This is a genomic window from Mesorhizobium sp. B2-3-15 (genome assembly GCF_006442875.1).
Taxonomy (GTDB): domain Bacteria; phylum Pseudomonadota; class Alphaproteobacteria; order Rhizobiales; family Rhizobiaceae; genus Mesorhizobium; species Mesorhizobium australicum.
The window spans coordinates 254,094-269,009 of sequence record NZ_VFVO01000003.1 but is presented as its reverse complement, the minus strand read 5'-3'; the positions used below and the strand labels follow the sequence as shown (position 1 = coordinate 269,009).

At 62.7% G+C, this 14,916-nt stretch carries 13 protein-coding genes; 5 read left to right on the top strand and 8 right to left on the bottom strand.

Annotation, left to right across the window (positions count from 1 at the left end; genetic code table 11):
* Positions 1-155: 155 nt before the first annotated feature.
* Genes FJ954_RS08465 through FJ954_RS08455 form a run of 3 tightly spaced genes read left to right on the top strand, consistent with a single transcriptional unit; the run spans position 156 to position 4,571 of the window.
* Positions 156-641 carry a DUF559 domain-containing protein gene (locus FJ954_RS08465; RefSeq protein WP_015317443.1) on the top strand — a complete coding sequence of 162 codons (486 nt, stop codon included), beginning with the start codon at positions 156-158 and terminating at the stop codon, positions 639-641.
* Complete coding sequence (locus tag FJ954_RS08460; RefSeq protein ID WP_140661061.1) at positions 638-3,208, top strand: FAD-dependent oxidoreductase; 2,571 nt, start codon at positions 638-640, stop codon at positions 3,206-3,208. Before FJ954_RS08465 ends, FJ954_RS08460 begins: the two co-directional genes overlap by 4 nt.
* A 7-nt stretch (positions 3,209-3,215) precedes the next feature.
* On the top strand, positions 3,216-4,571 hold the full coding sequence (locus FJ954_RS08455) for a Xaa-Pro peptidase family protein (protein ID WP_015317441.1): 1,356 nt from the start codon (positions 3,216-3,218) through the stop codon (positions 4,569-4,571).
* Here FJ954_RS08455 and FJ954_RS08450 read toward each other — a convergent pair.
* Positions 4,536-5,363, bottom strand: a complete 828-nt coding sequence (locus FJ954_RS08450) for a PhnD/SsuA/transferrin family substrate-binding protein (RefSeq protein WP_140661060.1) — start codon at positions 5,361-5,363, stop codon at positions 4,536-4,538. The two genes, FJ954_RS08455 and FJ954_RS08450, sit on opposite strands and share 36 nt — an antisense overlap.
* A 94-nt stretch (positions 5,364-5,457) precedes the next feature.
* Positions 5,458-6,468, bottom strand: coding sequence for a fatty acid desaturase (locus tag FJ954_RS08445; protein ID WP_181177777.1), 1,011 nt, complete (start codon positions 6,466-6,468; stop codon positions 5,458-5,460).
* 228 nt (positions 6,469-6,696) lie between these two features.
* On the opposite strand from FJ954_RS08445, the gene FJ954_RS08440 reads away from it, so the two are divergent.
* Both FJ954_RS08440 and bmt read left to right on the top strand, forming a co-directional pair.
* The gene (locus FJ954_RS08440) at positions 6,697-7,554 is read left to right on the top strand and encodes a helix-turn-helix transcriptional regulator (RefSeq protein ID WP_140661059.1); all 858 of its coding nucleotides are present in this window, start codon (positions 6,697-6,699) and stop codon (positions 7,552-7,554) included.
* Between the two features lie 102 nt (positions 7,555-7,656).
* Positions 7,657-8,679, top strand: a complete 1,023-nt coding sequence (bmt, locus tag FJ954_RS08435; protein ID WP_015317437.1) for a betaine--homocysteine S-methyltransferase — start codon at positions 7,657-7,659, stop codon at positions 8,677-8,679.
* A gap of 16 nt (positions 8,680-8,695) precedes the next feature.
* Here bmt and FJ954_RS31500 read toward each other — a convergent pair whose 3' ends face one another.
* From FJ954_RS31500 to FJ954_RS08405, 6 genes are all read right to left on the bottom strand, one after another.
* Positions 8,696-8,965: a hypothetical protein gene (locus FJ954_RS31500; protein WP_181177776.1), complete on the bottom strand. Its 270-nt coding sequence runs from the start codon at positions 8,963-8,965 to the stop codon at positions 8,696-8,698.
* Positions 8,966-9,097: 132 nt separating this feature from the next.
* On the bottom strand, positions 9,098-9,793 hold the full coding sequence (locus FJ954_RS08425; RefSeq protein WP_140615938.1) for a glutamine amidotransferase: 696 nt from the start codon (positions 9,791-9,793) through the stop codon (positions 9,098-9,100).
* A 160-nt stretch (positions 9,794-9,953) separates the two neighbouring features.
* On the bottom strand, positions 9,954-12,164 hold the full coding sequence (locus FJ954_RS08420) for a VWA domain-containing protein (protein WP_140661058.1): 2,211 nt from the start codon (positions 12,162-12,164) through the stop codon (positions 9,954-9,956).
* A 2-nt stretch (positions 12,165-12,166) separates the two neighbouring features.
* Positions 12,167-12,727 carry an RNA polymerase sigma factor gene (locus tag FJ954_RS08415; RefSeq protein ID WP_140661057.1) on the bottom strand — a complete coding sequence of 187 codons (561 nt, stop codon included), beginning with the start codon at positions 12,725-12,727 and terminating at the stop codon, positions 12,167-12,169.
* 121 nt (positions 12,728-12,848) lie between these two features.
* On the bottom strand, positions 12,849-14,027 hold the full coding sequence (locus tag FJ954_RS08410; protein WP_140661193.1) for an NAD(P)/FAD-dependent oxidoreductase: 1,179 nt from the start codon (positions 14,025-14,027) through the stop codon (positions 12,849-12,851).
* Positions 14,028-14,126: 99 nt separating this feature from the next.
* Positions 14,127-14,864, bottom strand: coding sequence for a dienelactone hydrolase family protein (locus tag FJ954_RS08405; RefSeq protein WP_140661056.1), 738 nt, complete (start codon positions 14,862-14,864; stop codon positions 14,127-14,129).
* Between the last annotated feature and the right edge of the window lie 52 nt (positions 14,865-14,916).

The window sequence follows — 14,916 nt, the reverse complement described above, 5'->3', positions numbered from 1 at the left end:
GTTTTGATGAGCCGATCATTCGTATGGATTCGATGAATAGTCGACCCCCACTCCGTCGAGCTTCGCTCGACACCTCTCCCCCGATCGACGGGGGAGAGGAAAAGCGCGAGCCTAGCCCAGTTGGCTCCCTTCCTCTCCCTCCGGAGGGGGGAGAGGTGGCGCTGCGAAGCAGCGACGGAGTGGGGGAAGGCGCTCCTCAAACGCGCAGTCGCCGAAAAACAGGCACAACCCAAAGAGCCAGAAAACTCAGGCAAGGCGACAATCAAGCGGAAGCACTGCTTTGGCTCGAACTAAAAGCCCGCAAGCTTGGCGGCTACAAGTTCACGCGACAGTTCTCTATCGAACCCTACTACGCTGACTTCGCCTGCCGCGAAAAATGGCTTGTTGTCGAAGTCGACGGACACCAGCATGCGGACAGTCCCTATGACCGCCGCCGCGACGACTTCATGCGCGCTCAGGGCTATTCGATCCTGCGCCTTTGGAGCCATGACGTCGTGAAACATCGCACTTCCGTCTGTGAAACCATCCTTGCCGCGCTTGACGGCAAGCTGATCGAAAACATCGCTGTATCCGACCTCCGCTTTGTCTTCGTGTCCCATTCCTCCGATTCAATCTCTTCAAAAACGGAACTATCCTCATGAAATCCCATGCAAAAGCGGTTGTCATTGGCGGCGGTGTCGTCGGCTGCTCGGTGCTCTACCACCTGGCCAAGGCCGGCTGGACCGACATCATGCTGATCGAGCGCTCGGAGCTCACCTCCGGCTCGTCCTGGCATGCGGCCGGCGGCTTCCATACGCTGAACGGCGATCCGAACGTCGCCAAGCTGCAGGCCTATACGGTCCAGCTTTATAAGGAGATCGAGGAGATTTCGGGCCAGTCCTGCTCGCTGCACCTGACCGGCGGCGTGATGTTGGCCGATACGCCCGAGCGCATGGACTTCCTGCGCCTTGCCCACGCCAAGGGCCGCTATCTCGGCATGGACACCGAACTGATCACGCCGTCCGAGGCCAAGGCGATGTTCCCGCTGATGGACGAGACCAATTTCGTCGGCGCCATGTGGGATCCGGTCGAAGGCCATCTCGACCCCTCCGGCACCACCATTGCCTATTCCAAGGCGGCCAAAAAACTCGGCGCCGAAATCGTGCTGCGCAACCGCGTCGTCGACCTGACACAGCAGCCGGACGGCACCTGGAACGTCGTCACCGAACAAGGCACGGTTCACGCCGAACATGTCGTCAACTGCGGCGGCCTGTGGGCGCGCGAGATCGGCCGCATGGTCGGCGTCGAGCTGCCGGTGCTGGCCATGGAGCACATGTATCTCCTGACCGAGCCGATGCCGGAGGTCGAGGAGTTCAACAAGTCGACCGGCCGCGAAATGATCGGTGTGCTCGACTTCAAGGGCGAGATCTACACCCGCCAGGAGCGCAACGGCATCCTGCTCGGCACCTATGAAAAGGCCTGCAAGCCGTGGTCGCCGGTCAACACGCCGTGGGACTTCGGCCATGAACTGCTGCCGCCCGATCTCGACCGCATCGCGCCGTCGCTGGAAATCGGCTTCAAGCATTTCCCCGGCATCGAAAAGGCCGGCATCAAGCAGATCATCAACGGCCCCTTCACCTTCGCGCTCGACGGCAATCCGCTGGTCGGCCCGGTGCAGGGCCTGACCAATTTCTGGTGCGCCTGCGCCGTCATGGCCGGCTTCAGCCAGGGCGGCGGCGTCGGCCTGGCGTTGTCCAACTGGATGGTGCATGGCGATCCGGGCTTCGACGTCTGGGGCATGGATGTCGCCCGCTTCGGCGAATGGGCTGGGCTGCGCTACACCAACGCCAAGGTGCGCGAAAACTATTCGCGCCGCTTCTCGATCCGCTTCCCCAACGAGGAACTGCCGGCTGCCCGCCCGGCGCAGACGACGCCGCTCTACGACACCATGCTCGCCAACAATGCCGTGATGGGCGACTCCTGGGGTCTCGAAACCCCGCTCTGGTTCGCGCCGAAGGGCAGCGAGCCGAAAGACGTCGTCTCCTTCCACCGCTCCAACGACTTTGAACCGATCGGCGAGGAAGTGCGCGCCACGCGCGAGCGCGTCGGCGTCACCGAGATCGCCAACTTCGCCAAATACGAAGTGTCGGGGCCGGGCGCGGAAGAGTTCCTCAACCGGCTGATGACCAACCGCATGCCGAAGACCGGCCGCATCGTGCTGACACCGATGATCAACGAGTTCGGCAAGCTGATCGGCGATTTTACCATCGCCAAGGCCGGTGAAGACCGCTTCATGATCTGGGGCTCGTCGGCAGCGCAGAAATACCACATGCGCTGGTTCGAAAAGCACCTGCCCAAGGATGGTTCGGTGCGCATCCACCGTTTCGACCAGACACTGGTCGGCCTGTCGATCGCCGGCCCGAAATCGCGCGACCTCCTGCAGAAGCTGGTCGATGTCGACATCTCGACCAAGGCGTTCCGCTTCATGGATTTCCGCGAAATGGCGGTCGGCGGCGCGCCCTGCCTGGTCAACCGCATTACCTATACCGGTGACCTCGGCTACGAGATCTGGATGGCGCCAGCCTATGAGCGCCTTGTCTACAAGGCGATCAAGGACGCTGGCGAGGAATTCGGGATCGTCGATTTCGGCATGCGCGCCTTGCTGTCGATGCGCCTGGAAAAGAATTTCCCGACCTGGTTCCGCGAGTTGCGGCCGATCTACGGGCCGTTCGAAGGCTCCATGGACCGCTTCATCAAGCTCGAGAAGAACGACTTCATCGGCCGTGAAGCCGCCGCCAAGGAACAGGCGCAAGGGCCGAAACTGCGCCGCGTCTCCTTCATCGTCGATGCCGCCGATGCCGACGTGATGGGGGACGAGCCGATCTGGGCCAAGGTCGGCAAGGATTACGGCACGGTTGAAAAGCCGCATGGCTACGGCGCGCCGCGCTTCGACACGTCGGGCAAGGAAATACGTGGCTCGAAGGCCGCCGAAGGCGCGTCGGCCGTGCGCGGCATCGTCGACGGCGACTGGCGCGTGGTCGGCTGGGTGACATCGGGCGGCTATGCGCACTACGTGCAAAAGTCGATGGCGCAAGGCTATGTGCCGGCCGCCCTTGCCGAGGATGAAAGCGCGGGGCTGTTCGAGATCGAGATTCTTGGGTCTCGGCGTCCGGCCCGCATCAATGTCGAGGCACCCTTCGACCCAAGCGGCGAGAAGATGCGGACCTGAGGACGGGATGGACAGCGGGGCGCCAAAGGGAAGCTTCGGCCGACACCGCAAGATCATGCCGTTTGTATCAGGCTCGATCGAGGCGCTGCGCGACGCCTCCCGCGAGAAGGCGGCTTCGCTCAACCAGCATGTGCTGGGCTATGGCGCGCAAGCCGAAGCGGAATGGGCGGCGGCGGGTGTTAGCGCGCCCGACCTGCCGACAATGCGAAAATACCGGCTCGAGCGCATCCGCGCCGAGCTGAAGCGCCGCGGCTACGCCGGCGCCTTGCTCTATGATCCCGTCAACATCCGCTATGCGACCGACTCGACCAACATGCAGCTCTGGGTCGCGCACAATCCGACGCGGCATTGCTTCGTCGCCACCGAGGGTCCGGTGGTGCTGTTCGACTACTTTTCCTGCGAGCACCTGTCCGATCATTCCGGCATCGTCGACGAAGTTCGGCCGGCCGTGTCGTGGATGTATCTTTATGGCGGCGAGCTGACCGAGCAGAAAGTCCGCCGTTGGGCCGCCGGTATCGCCGATTTGATCAGGGAGCATGGCGGCGGCAACAACCGCATCGCGGTCGATCACATCAACCCGGAAGGCGTTGAAGAACTCCACCGCCTCGGCATTTCCATCGGCAATGGCGAGGCGGTGATGGAAAACGCGCGGCTGATCAAGTCGCCGGATGAAATCCTTGCCATGCGCCGCGCCATCATCGCTTGCGAGGCGGCGATGGGCGAGATGGAACAGGCGCTCAAGCCTGGTATCTCCGAAAACGAATTGTGGGCGCAACTCCATCGCGGCAACATCGCGCGCGGCGGCGAATGGATCGAGACGCGGCTGCTGACGTCGGGGCCGCGCACCAATCCGTGGTTCCAGGAATGCTCGTCGCGGATCATAGAGGCCGGCGATCTCGTCGCCTTCGATACCGATTTGATCGGCCCCTACGGCTTTTGCGCCGATCTCTCGCGCACCTGGCTCTGTGGCGATACAAAGCCGACCAACGAACAGCGCGACCTGTTCCGCATCGCCGCCGACCAGATCGAGTACAACACCGCTTTGATGCAGCCCGGCGTCTCGTTTCGCGAACTGGTCGAACGCTCGGCTGTACCGCCTGGAGACTGCTTCCCAACCCGCTACGGCGTGCTCTACCACGGCGTCGGACTGGCCGACGAATATCCGACCTTGCCGCATGCCAGCGACTGGACATCCGATACACCCGACGGCGTGCTGGAACCGGGCATGGTGCTGTGTGTGGAGAGCTATATCGGCCGGCTTGGCGGTCGCGAGGGTGTCAAGATCGAGGAACAGATCCTGATCACCGACACCGGCAACGAAAAGCTTTCAACCTACCCGTTGGATTCGAGGCTGCTCGGCTAATCCGGCAAGCGCTTCGCGCATCGCGCGCACGGTCTTTTCCGGCGTTGTCCTGGCGGTGATGAACGGCAAGCCTCTGCGTCGCGCCGTCCAGCCGACGATCACGACCTTGCGCGCCGCCGGCTCGAAACGCCGTGCCAGCGCCCAGCTTTCGCAATCGATCGCGGCAACATCCGCTTTGCCTTCCGCGACCGCCACGATCGAGTCGCGATGGCCGCCGCTTTCGCTGCGCGATGAAAATATGTCCAGGTTTTCGCCGGCCGCTTTCAGGTCGCGCGTCAGCGCGATGATGCCCGACATGGAATCGAGGCTGTTGAAGGTGAAGCGCCTGCCCCGGATGAGATCGAGCGGCAGCAAGGCCTTGCCATCGGTGGGCGACCGAACCTCCGGCCCCTCGCCCGACCGCATCACCAGCGCGCTCGAATAAAGTTCGCCCTGCCCGCCTTCATAGGCGTCATAGCTTGGCTGACCGACCACCTGCACATGCCGGGACAGACCGAGTTCCATCGGCCCCCAGCAGGTCTGCGCGAACAGCAGCGCCGGATGCATCCAGAGCTTGTGGAAATCGAGTTCGTCCGGCGGCAGCGTCGCCGGATCGGGCGCGACGAGTTTACCTTCGCCGTCCCGAATGCCGCCCGGCACTGGCGGCAGGTCGCCATTGCGGCGCACGATGGATTGCGGCGCATCGATACCCCTTCGCCGGAATGAATCGCGCAACGACGCCCATTGCGCGTCGACCTCGTCGCGCGCCTCCGGCCAGTCATACATCGGCAACGCCGCAATCAATTCGCTCATGCCGATATCAAACCACCATGCCGGGACAAAGGATCGCAAAAACGCGGCGCCCAATCAGAATTGGCCGACACGTTATCCACTCTACACGCGGATACTATTCCTTGGGCGGTTCGGCGGGAACCGGCGCGCTGCCAAGCCCACTGATGCTGCGCGCCCTGACGCGCGGCTTGAACGCCCTGCCCGGCTCGGGCGCGCGCCGCAGAACCGGATGCACGATCGGCTCCTTGGCCTTGAAGGCATAGGATCTGAGCAGCGCGAAATAGTTCGGATAGGCATAGCCATTGTTCATCCGCAGCCATTCCTCACGCCGGTCACGAAACAGCTTCGGCAGCCGGTACCAGGCGATGGTCGGGCTCTTGTGATGGACGAAGTGCAGATTGTTGTTGAGGAACAGGAACGACAGCGGTGAGCGCTCGACAATCACCGTGCGGCCTTCCGGATGCTCCGACCACTGGTGCTCGGCATAGGTGCGGATCGAGATCAGCGACTGGCCGAGCCAGACCGGCACCAGCACATAGAGCCAAACCGGCATGCCGAAGCCGAACTGCACGACCGGCAGCACCACGGCAAGGCCTATCGCATGCAGCAGCCAGGCCTTGCGGATCGCCTTGTCTCCGGCAATCACGTGCTTGGCGTCATCGATGAAGAAGCCGATGCAGGACAGCCATGGCCCCAGGACGAGGCGACCGGCCATGGTGTTGTTGACCTTCAGCACGAATTTCATCAGCGGCGGCATTTCTTCGTGCATCCAGAGCGCCTGGTAATAGCTCTCGGGATCGTCGAGCGGATCGGTCAGCCGCTCGTCCGCGTGGTGGCGCAGGTGAATGGTCTTGAAACGGCGGAACGGCCAGGCAAGGCCGATCGGCAGGAAGACGAAAGCTTCATTGACGAGGCCGTTGCGGGTCGGGTGACCATGCAGCACCTCGTGCATGATAGAAGATTGCAATGCCAGCGTGACGGCCATGACGATCAGTGCAGCTATGGGATATGACGGCCAGAGGAAGAAGCCGGCGGCCAACCATGTGCCGTAGCAAAAGAAAGCGAGAACCACGGTCGGCCATTCGATGGCCGGTCTGCTGCTTCGACGGATGCTCTTGCCAGTCATGCTATCGACCACTGTCCCTCAGTCGCCGGAACCCCACTGGTTCCTGACAGCATTGTGTCAGGAGATATGATTCCACTCAACGCGACAAAGTGCACAAAATGTTGCGTCTGCGCATTCTTGGCTGCATATGTTATACATTGTAAACAGTCTTAGGGATTCGTTTACGCCTGAAGCGCTTCTTCGGCCGCTTCGGCGAAAAATTTTCCTCCCGATCCAAGGAGTGAGATGATGGACAAGCGCGACCTGTCGGCAATCTTCCGGGAGCGTCTGAAGCTCCTCCTGACACGCTCCGACCTCAACCAATCGGCTTTCGCGTCAGCAGTCGGCATCGACAGGTCGGCGCTGTCGCAACTGATGTCGGGTGCCTCGACCCGCCTGCCGCGCGCCGAAACCTTGCTCAACATCGCCGCCGAATTCAAAGTGTCGCTAGACTGGCTGCTTGGTCTTAGCCAGGACGAGGGCGTGACCGGCGAAATCCGCGAGAGCCTGGAGATCGAGGAAGCGCCCGACGGTTTCGACCGCACGCTGCTCGCCAAATGGTTCGCGGAAGCGGCGGGCACCAAGATCCGCTATGTGCCGGCCGGCATTCCCGATCTCCTGCGCACCCACGCGCTCGTCGACTACGAAGCCAACATCACCAACAGGAGCCGACTGGCGCAGGCCAGCGAAACGCAATACCGCATCGAGTACAACCGGCGGCCGGAAACCGACATGGAAGTCTGCATGCCGCGCCACACGCTGGAGATCTTCGCCCGCGGCCTCGGTGTGTGGGACCGTTTCCCGGCGGCCGACCGCCAGCAGCAGCTTGCCCATATGGCGACGCTGCTCGACGACCTCTATCCGACCTTCCGCCTGTTCCTCTATGACGGCCGCATGCGTTATTCGATCCCGCTGACCATTTTCGGCCCCTATCGCGCGGCGATCTATGTCGGCGACATGTATGTGGTGCTGAACGCCACCCAGCCGGTCCAGGCCCTGACCCAACATTTCGACAATCTGATCCGTGCCGCCGACATCAATCCGCACGAAGCGGCCGCCTTCGCGCGCAACCTAGCCGGCATGTCGTTCGCATCAGGCTCTGCCTGAGCGCTCAGCACCGCATTTTCATTGACTAGACATAAAGACTTCTTTATATCCTTATTCGAATTTCAAGACATGTTCGAATTCCAGGACACGAAAGCCAATCCGATGACGACGAGCAATCCGATCGATGCGCTGCTGGCTGAAAAGGGTGTGCTGCTGGCCGATGGCGCCACGGGCACCAATTTGTTCGCCATGGGTCTGGAGGCCGGCGAGGCGCCGGAATTGCTGAACGAAACCGCGCCCGACACCATCACCAGCCTGCACCAGAATTTCGTCGACGCCGGCGCCGACATCATCCTGACCAACTCGTTCGGCGGCACCCGCCACCGGCTGAAACTGCACCATGCGCAGGACCGCGTGCATGCGCTGAACAAGCGCGCGGCCGAGATCGCCCGCGCTGTCGCCGACAAGGCCGGCCGCAAGGTGATCGTCGCCGGCTCGGTCGGTCCGACAGGGGAACTGCTGGTACCGCTTGGTGCCATGACCTATGACGAAGCGGTCGACGCCTTTGCCGAGCAGATCGAAGGTCTCAAGGAAGGTGGCGCCGAAGTCGCCTGGATCGAGACGATGTCGGCGCCCGACGAGATCCGCGCGGCGGCCGAGGCCGCCATCCGCGTCGGCCTGCCCTACACCTATACCGGCTCGTTCGACACCGCCGGCCGCACCATGATGGGCCTGCTGCCGAAAGACATCCACGGCGTCGCCGACGGCCTGTCGCAAGCGCCGCTCGGGGTTGGCGCCAATTGCGGCGTCGGCGCTTCCGACATCCTGGCCTCGCTGCTCGACATGACCGAGGCCAAGCCGGAGGCGACTGTCATCGTCAAGGGCAATTGCGGCATTCCCGAATTCCGTGGCACCGAGATCCACTATTCCGGTACGCCGGAACTGATGGCCGATTATGTCCGGCTCGCCGTGGATGGCGGAGCCAAGATCATCGGTGGCTGCTGCGGCACCTCGTTCCAGCATCTGGCCGCGATGCGCAAGGCGCTCGACGCCCACACCAGGGCAGATCGCCCGACCGTCGAAAAAATCGTCGAGCGCATTGGCCCGATGCGCAACAAGGTGGCGACGGCAAACACCGCCGAGACCAGCGAAGCCCGCCGCGAGCGGCGGCGCAGCCGCGCCTGAGGCGATTTCTTTGCGGTTATTCGCTGTTGTCGGCGTAGCTTGACTGCGCCGACTTGAAATCGACCACGTTGTCGCCGCGCATTGTTGCCAGCGCACCGGATGCGCTCGGATCGGAAATCTGCTCCAGCATGGCGCGGAAGCGGTCATTGGTCAGCGCCGACATGGCGGTGTGGCGCGCCTGCGCGACATCGTCGCTTATGCGTCTGGATTCGGCTGACGGGGCTGATAAACTCGCCGAAGCGTCACGTGCCGGCGGAGTCGGGTTGGCGATGGTTGTGATTTTCAATTCCGGCTCCCTCAAGCCTTAGACATGACCGGTGTAGCGAGAGGAAATTGCGATCCGGTACCGGAAATGCCGAGCAATTTAACGATCCCGTGCGGGTCCCTCCAATCTTGCGGCAGTATCGTCGTCGACCAGCTAGATCAAAGGCGGAAAAAGTTTACGCAGGAACCCGTTGAACCAGGCGGCCTGCGCTGCATCATGCAGGCTCATAAGACGATCCTGTTCTTCACGCGTCTGCGCGCCCGGCTTGTCATAGTTCGCGGTCGGGCGGTCCTGTACACGTCGAAAACCTGTACGCGTGACTTCCGCGTGGAACTGCAATCCGTAGATCTTATCACCGATGCGAAAAGCCTGGTTGGGAAACGAGGCGCTCGAAGCAAGGTGCTGGGCGCCTTCAGGCAAATCAAAGCCGTGCCAGTGTGATTGCGTGACATGGATCGGCTCGGACAGAAAATCCTCCGCTCCCGCTGTCGGGTAGAGTGGATAGCAGCCAAATTCATGCACGCCGCTCACCGGCGGACCGACATGAGCACCGCGATGCCAGGCGATCTGCTGCGCGCCTTGGCAGATGCCGAGCAAGGGGATATCGGAACTCATGCAGAAGTCGATAAATCGGTACTCGTTCACCAAGAATGGATGCAGTGACGTGTCGTAGACATTGTACATTCCGCCGTAGACCACGCCGCCCGCGACATCCTCATCCGCCTCCAGCGCCTCTCCGGCATAGGCTCGACGCAAGACGGGCTGGTAGCCGCTTTGCTGGAGGTAGGCGAACACACGGTCGTCGGCAGGTTCGTCGCCGTGCCGCACCAGGATAATACGTCTCTTCATTGCTCTCTGCCTTCCTCCCGCCAGAATGGGTGGTGGACGACCATGGCGCAACGAAAAAAAGGCCGGCAAGGGCAAAGATCCCTCGCCGGCCTGCCTCACCGCCCGTGGGCCGGTTATCAGAACGATCCCATCATCTGAAAGAAACCGGCCGTCATCGCCACTACCGGTTGCCGCCCAGCGCCGAGGCAAGGCGCACAAGCGAAAGGAACTCGGACCTGTACCCAAACGGGTCGGCTCCTCGGGCGGCAGTGGCAATCTCCATGATCTTGTCGTAGCCGAACTTCGCGGTCGCATCCTCGTCGCGCAGCTTCTGGCCGAAGGCCGCGACGGCTACGGAGAAACGCTGGTCGGTACTGGCCTGATCGAAGGACGCGACCTCGTTGGCCGAGGTCACCGGCGTGGTGATCAGCTTTGAGACGTCCTCGTTGGGCAGCTTGTAGCGGATCTTGACGAAGGCATATTCGTCCGCATTGACGACACCGCCATTGTTGACTGTCGCCTGGCCGTAGCGCAGCGGATCGATCTGCTCGCCGCCACCGCCTTTGGGCGTGATCTCGTAGATCGCGGTGACCGAATGGCCCGAGCCGATATCGCCGGCATCGACGCGGTCATTGTTGAAATCCTCGCGGTTGAGCGCCCGGGTCTCGTAGCCGATCAGCCGGTATTCCGACACCTTGTCCGGGTTGAACTCGACCTGGATCTTGACGTCCTTGGCGATGGTGAACAGCGTCGAGGAGGCATCTTCGACCAGCACCTTCTCGGCCTCGGCCAGCGTGTCGATATAGGCGGCGGTGCCGTTGCCGTTCTGGGCAATGGTCTGCATCATTTCATCGTTCAGATTGCCGCGGCCGAAGCCGAACACCGACAGAAACACGCCGGTCTTGCGTTCGCTCTCGATCAGCCGCTTCAGGTCATCATCATCGGTCTGGCCGACATTGAAGTCGCCGTCAGTGGCAAGCATCACTCGGTTGACGCCATCCTTGATGAAGGACTGCTGGGCAAGCTTGTAGGCTTCCTTGATGCCGGCCTCGCCTGCCGTCGAGCCACCGGGCTGCAGATTGTCGATGGCATTGAGGATCTTGTCCTTCTCGGCAACCTTTGTCGGCATCAGCACGGTGCCGGCATCGCCCGCATAGGTGACGATCGAGATGGTGTCGTCGGCCTTCAGCTTGCTGACCAGCAGCCGGAACGCCGACTTGAGCAGCGGCAGCTTGTCCGGTTCGTCCATCGAGCCCGACACGTCGATCAGGAAGACCAGATTGGCCTTCGGCTGCTCGGTCGGCTTGATGTCGAAACCCTTGATGGCGACGTGCATCAGCTTGGTGTGCGCGTTCCACGGCGTCGGCATGACGCTGACGGTCGAGTTGAACGGCGTTGAGGCCGATTCCGGCCCCTTCCAGTCATAAGGGAAGTAATTGATCATCTCCTCGACGCGGACCGCGTCGGCTTGCGGCAGGTAGCCCTGCTTCAGCGAGCCGCGCACGAAGGAATAGGACGCGGTGTCGACATCGATCGAGAAGGTCGAGACCGGGTCTTGCAGTGCCGCATGCACGGGATTGGTCTTGAAATCCTGGACGCGATCGCGGTTTTCCTCCTGCGGCGCGATCTGGTCGGCCGGGATGGCCGCCGGCTGCTGCGGGGCCATAAGCTTGGGCTCGGCAGCCTGGACGCGACTGGCCCGCGCGGCATTAGGCGCGTTTGGCATGAGGCCGGCACTCTCCCGTGAAACCTCACCACTGGGTGCGGGGGCCGGCCTGGAGGTTGGCAAAGTCCCATACTCCACCTCCTTGCCGCTGTAGGTCTTTAGGTCAAACCTCGACGATACAGTCGGGCTCACCGGCGCGCCCGGTTGTGCTGCGCCACCGGCGGCATCCGATTCGGAGTTCGGCGGTGCGGCCGGCGCAAGTGCATCGCTGGCGTCGCGGCTTTCCACATCCGCAGCGGCCTTCTTGTCCTTGGCCGGCGCGGTGGTCACGGTCGGTTCGTTGACAGCCTGATCTCCCGGTGCCTGCTTTGCCAATGGCTTCTGCATCGCCGGCTTGTCGGCCAGCGTCTCGGTGATCTTCTCGTCGCCGCCGAACGGCGACGGCTGTTCCCTCAGCAAATGGAAGGTGGCGTATCCAGCGATCGGCAGGGCGACGAGCCCGGCAAGGGCCGGCGTGGCAATGAGTTTCTTTTGCATGATCTCGCTCCAGAGCTTTTGTGCTCGCTCCGTGAGACGAAGGCCGCCAACCGATCCTTGGGTGACGGCGGAAATATTTTCCTGATCATAGGCGCGCAGGGCAGCTTCGAAGGCGCGTGCCTTCGCGCTCTCGCCCGGCGCCGGTACCGCTGCATTGCGCAGCTTTCTGAGTTCGTTGTCGTCGACCATGGTCACACTTCCCCGGCTGAACGCATCAACGTCTTCAGCCGTTTCTTCGCTTCATGGATGTGCCAGGAAACCGTCGTCTCCGAGATCGCCATCGCCTCGGCGGCGGCCGCGTGGCTCAAGCCTTCGCCATGGACAAGCATCACGGCATCGCGCTGCTTGTCCGGCAATTGCCGCACCGCCGCCCACAACGCCTCGGTCGGGTCTTCACCCTCGGCCGGGCCTTCGCCCGAAATCAGCGCATGGACGCCATAGGCCTCGGTCTTGACCGTCTCGCGCTGGGTCTTGCGCATCGTGTCGCGCGCGGCGTTCATCGTCATGGTGTAGAGCCATGTCGTGAACGCGCCGCCGCCGCGATAATCGCGGATCGCCTTGCCCAGCCTGACACAGACTTCCTGGGCGATGTCTTCGGCATCCGCCTTCCTGCCGCACCAGCGATAGGCGGCGCGATAGACGAAGTCGTAGTGACGCTCCAGCAATTTGCCAAAGGCCCCCCTGTCTCCGCCCTTCGCCCGCCCGATCAGTTCGGCGTCGGAGGCTTCGCTCTCATCCAGCATCATCGCCATCATTTGCCTGTTGGACGAAGGCTAATGGCTAATCCTTGGGGTGATGGAAAGATTTTTTCTCGAATTTGGACGTTTGCGTCCAGGGCGTGCCGGGTGAGGTCAGGCCGGCCTCACCTGAACGTCAACACGCCTGGCCCGCAGCCCAGCCTGACGACCACGCCCATTGGAAATTATAGCCGCCGAGCCAGCCGGTGACGTCGACGACCTCGCCGATGAAGAACAGGCCCGGCATCAGCTTCGCCTGCATGGTCTTCTGGTCGAGGCCGTTGGTGTCTACCCCGCCGAGCGTCACTTCGGCCGTCCGGTAGCCCTCCGAACCGGCTGGCTTGATGCGCCAGTCGTTGACCGCGGCCTCGACGGCTTTGATCTGGGCCTCGGAAAGATCGGCGAGGTTGCCGTCCAGCCCGGTTCGCTCGGCTATCGCTTGTGCCAGCCGTTTCGGCAAATGATTTGCCAGCACGGTCTGCACCCCTTGCCGGCCATTGCCACGCCTGGCGGCGCGGACGAGCTCAGCCACATCCGTGCCCGGCAGCATGGCGATGCGGATCTCATCGCCCTCGCGCCAATAGGAGGAGATCTGCAGGATGGACGGCCCGCTGACGCCGCGATGCGTGAACAGCATCGCCTCGGAAAACCGCGTCTTGCCGCAGGCAATCTCGGCGTCGACCGCGTTTCCGGCCAGGGGCGAAAGCCGCTCAAGCGTTTTTGCGTCGAAGGTCAGCGGCACCAGGGCAGGCCGTGTTTCGACGACGGCAAGGCCAAACCGTTCGGCAAGCTCGTAGCCGAAGCCCGTCGCGCCCATCTTGGGGATCGACTTGCCGCCACAGGCCACGACAAGGGACTGGCATGAAACCGAGCCGGTGGAGAGGGCGAGTTCAAACCCTTCCTCGGTTCTGCCGATAGCCTCGACGCGGGTCGACAATACCAGCTCGGCGCCCCTGCCCCGCATTTCCGAGACCAGCATGTCGATGATCTGGCGCGCGGAGCCGTCGCAAAACAGCTGCCCCAATGTCTTCTCGTGGTAGGCAATGCCGTGGCGTTCGACCAGCGCAATGAAGTCGCGCTGTGTATAGCGGCTGAGCGCCGAGATGCAGAAATGCGGATTCCTCGATATGAAATTCTTCGGGCTCGCATGGATGTTGGTGAAATTGCACCGGCCGCCGCCGGAGATGCGGATCTTTTCGCCAGGCGCCGCCGCATGATCGAGGATCAGCACCGAACGGCCGCGCTTGGCGGCTTCCACGGCGCACATCATTCCGGCGGCGCCGGCGCCGATGATCACGACATCATAGGATTGCATCAGGTTGATCGTCCCCGCGCGGCTCCCGCTCATTCAACGAGACGCCCTGATACCGCGAACGGATCGGGCAGCCAACAGGCGGGAATAGCCGCGCGAGACTCAGATCAGTGTCTCGGCAAACAGCGCCGTTAGCCGTTTCCAGTGACGCTCGGCTCCAGCTTCGTTGTAGACACTGTGGTCGGGCACGCACCAGCCATGCGCCATGCCGACATAATTCTCCAGCAGATGGTCGACTCCCGCCGTCCTCAGCGCCTCGGCCAGCTTGGTCGACTGCTCCGGGGGAAAACTCCGGTCGACGCCCGCCATGCCGACATAGACGCGCGCCTTGACGGAAACCGCCTTGCGGTGCGGGCTGTCGGCGGCGTCGCTGGCAAGGTTGCCGCCATGAAAACTGGCCGCGGCCTTGATCCTGTCGGGGTAGGTCGCGGCCGCGTTGAGCGCCCGCGCCCCGCCCATGCAATAGCCGACCGTGCCGATCGGTCCCGTGACGCCTTCGCCGGCGAGCGCGTCGACAAAGGCGGCGCTGTCGCTGATGGTCATTTCCTGCGTCGTGCCGGTGACCAGCGCCATCAGCGGCGCCTTGGTCTTTTCTTCGACAAAAGCGGTCTTGGCGTCGAACGGCCCGTAAGGAGCATTGCGATAGAAGAGATCGGGCACCAGCACCGCATAGCCCTCGCCCGCCAGCCGTTCCGCCATCTGGTCAAGCGCCGGGCGCGGACCGAAGGCGTCCTGGTAGAGAATGACGCCAGCCTTGGCTGAAGAAGCCTTGGCCGAGCGGAACAGGCCTGCCTTCGCCACACCGTCACGGGTCTTGATGTGAAGGTCCTGCTTCATCATTGCGTGCTCCGTTTGCCAGATGCGCGATACATATCCGCGCAAGCCGCCACGG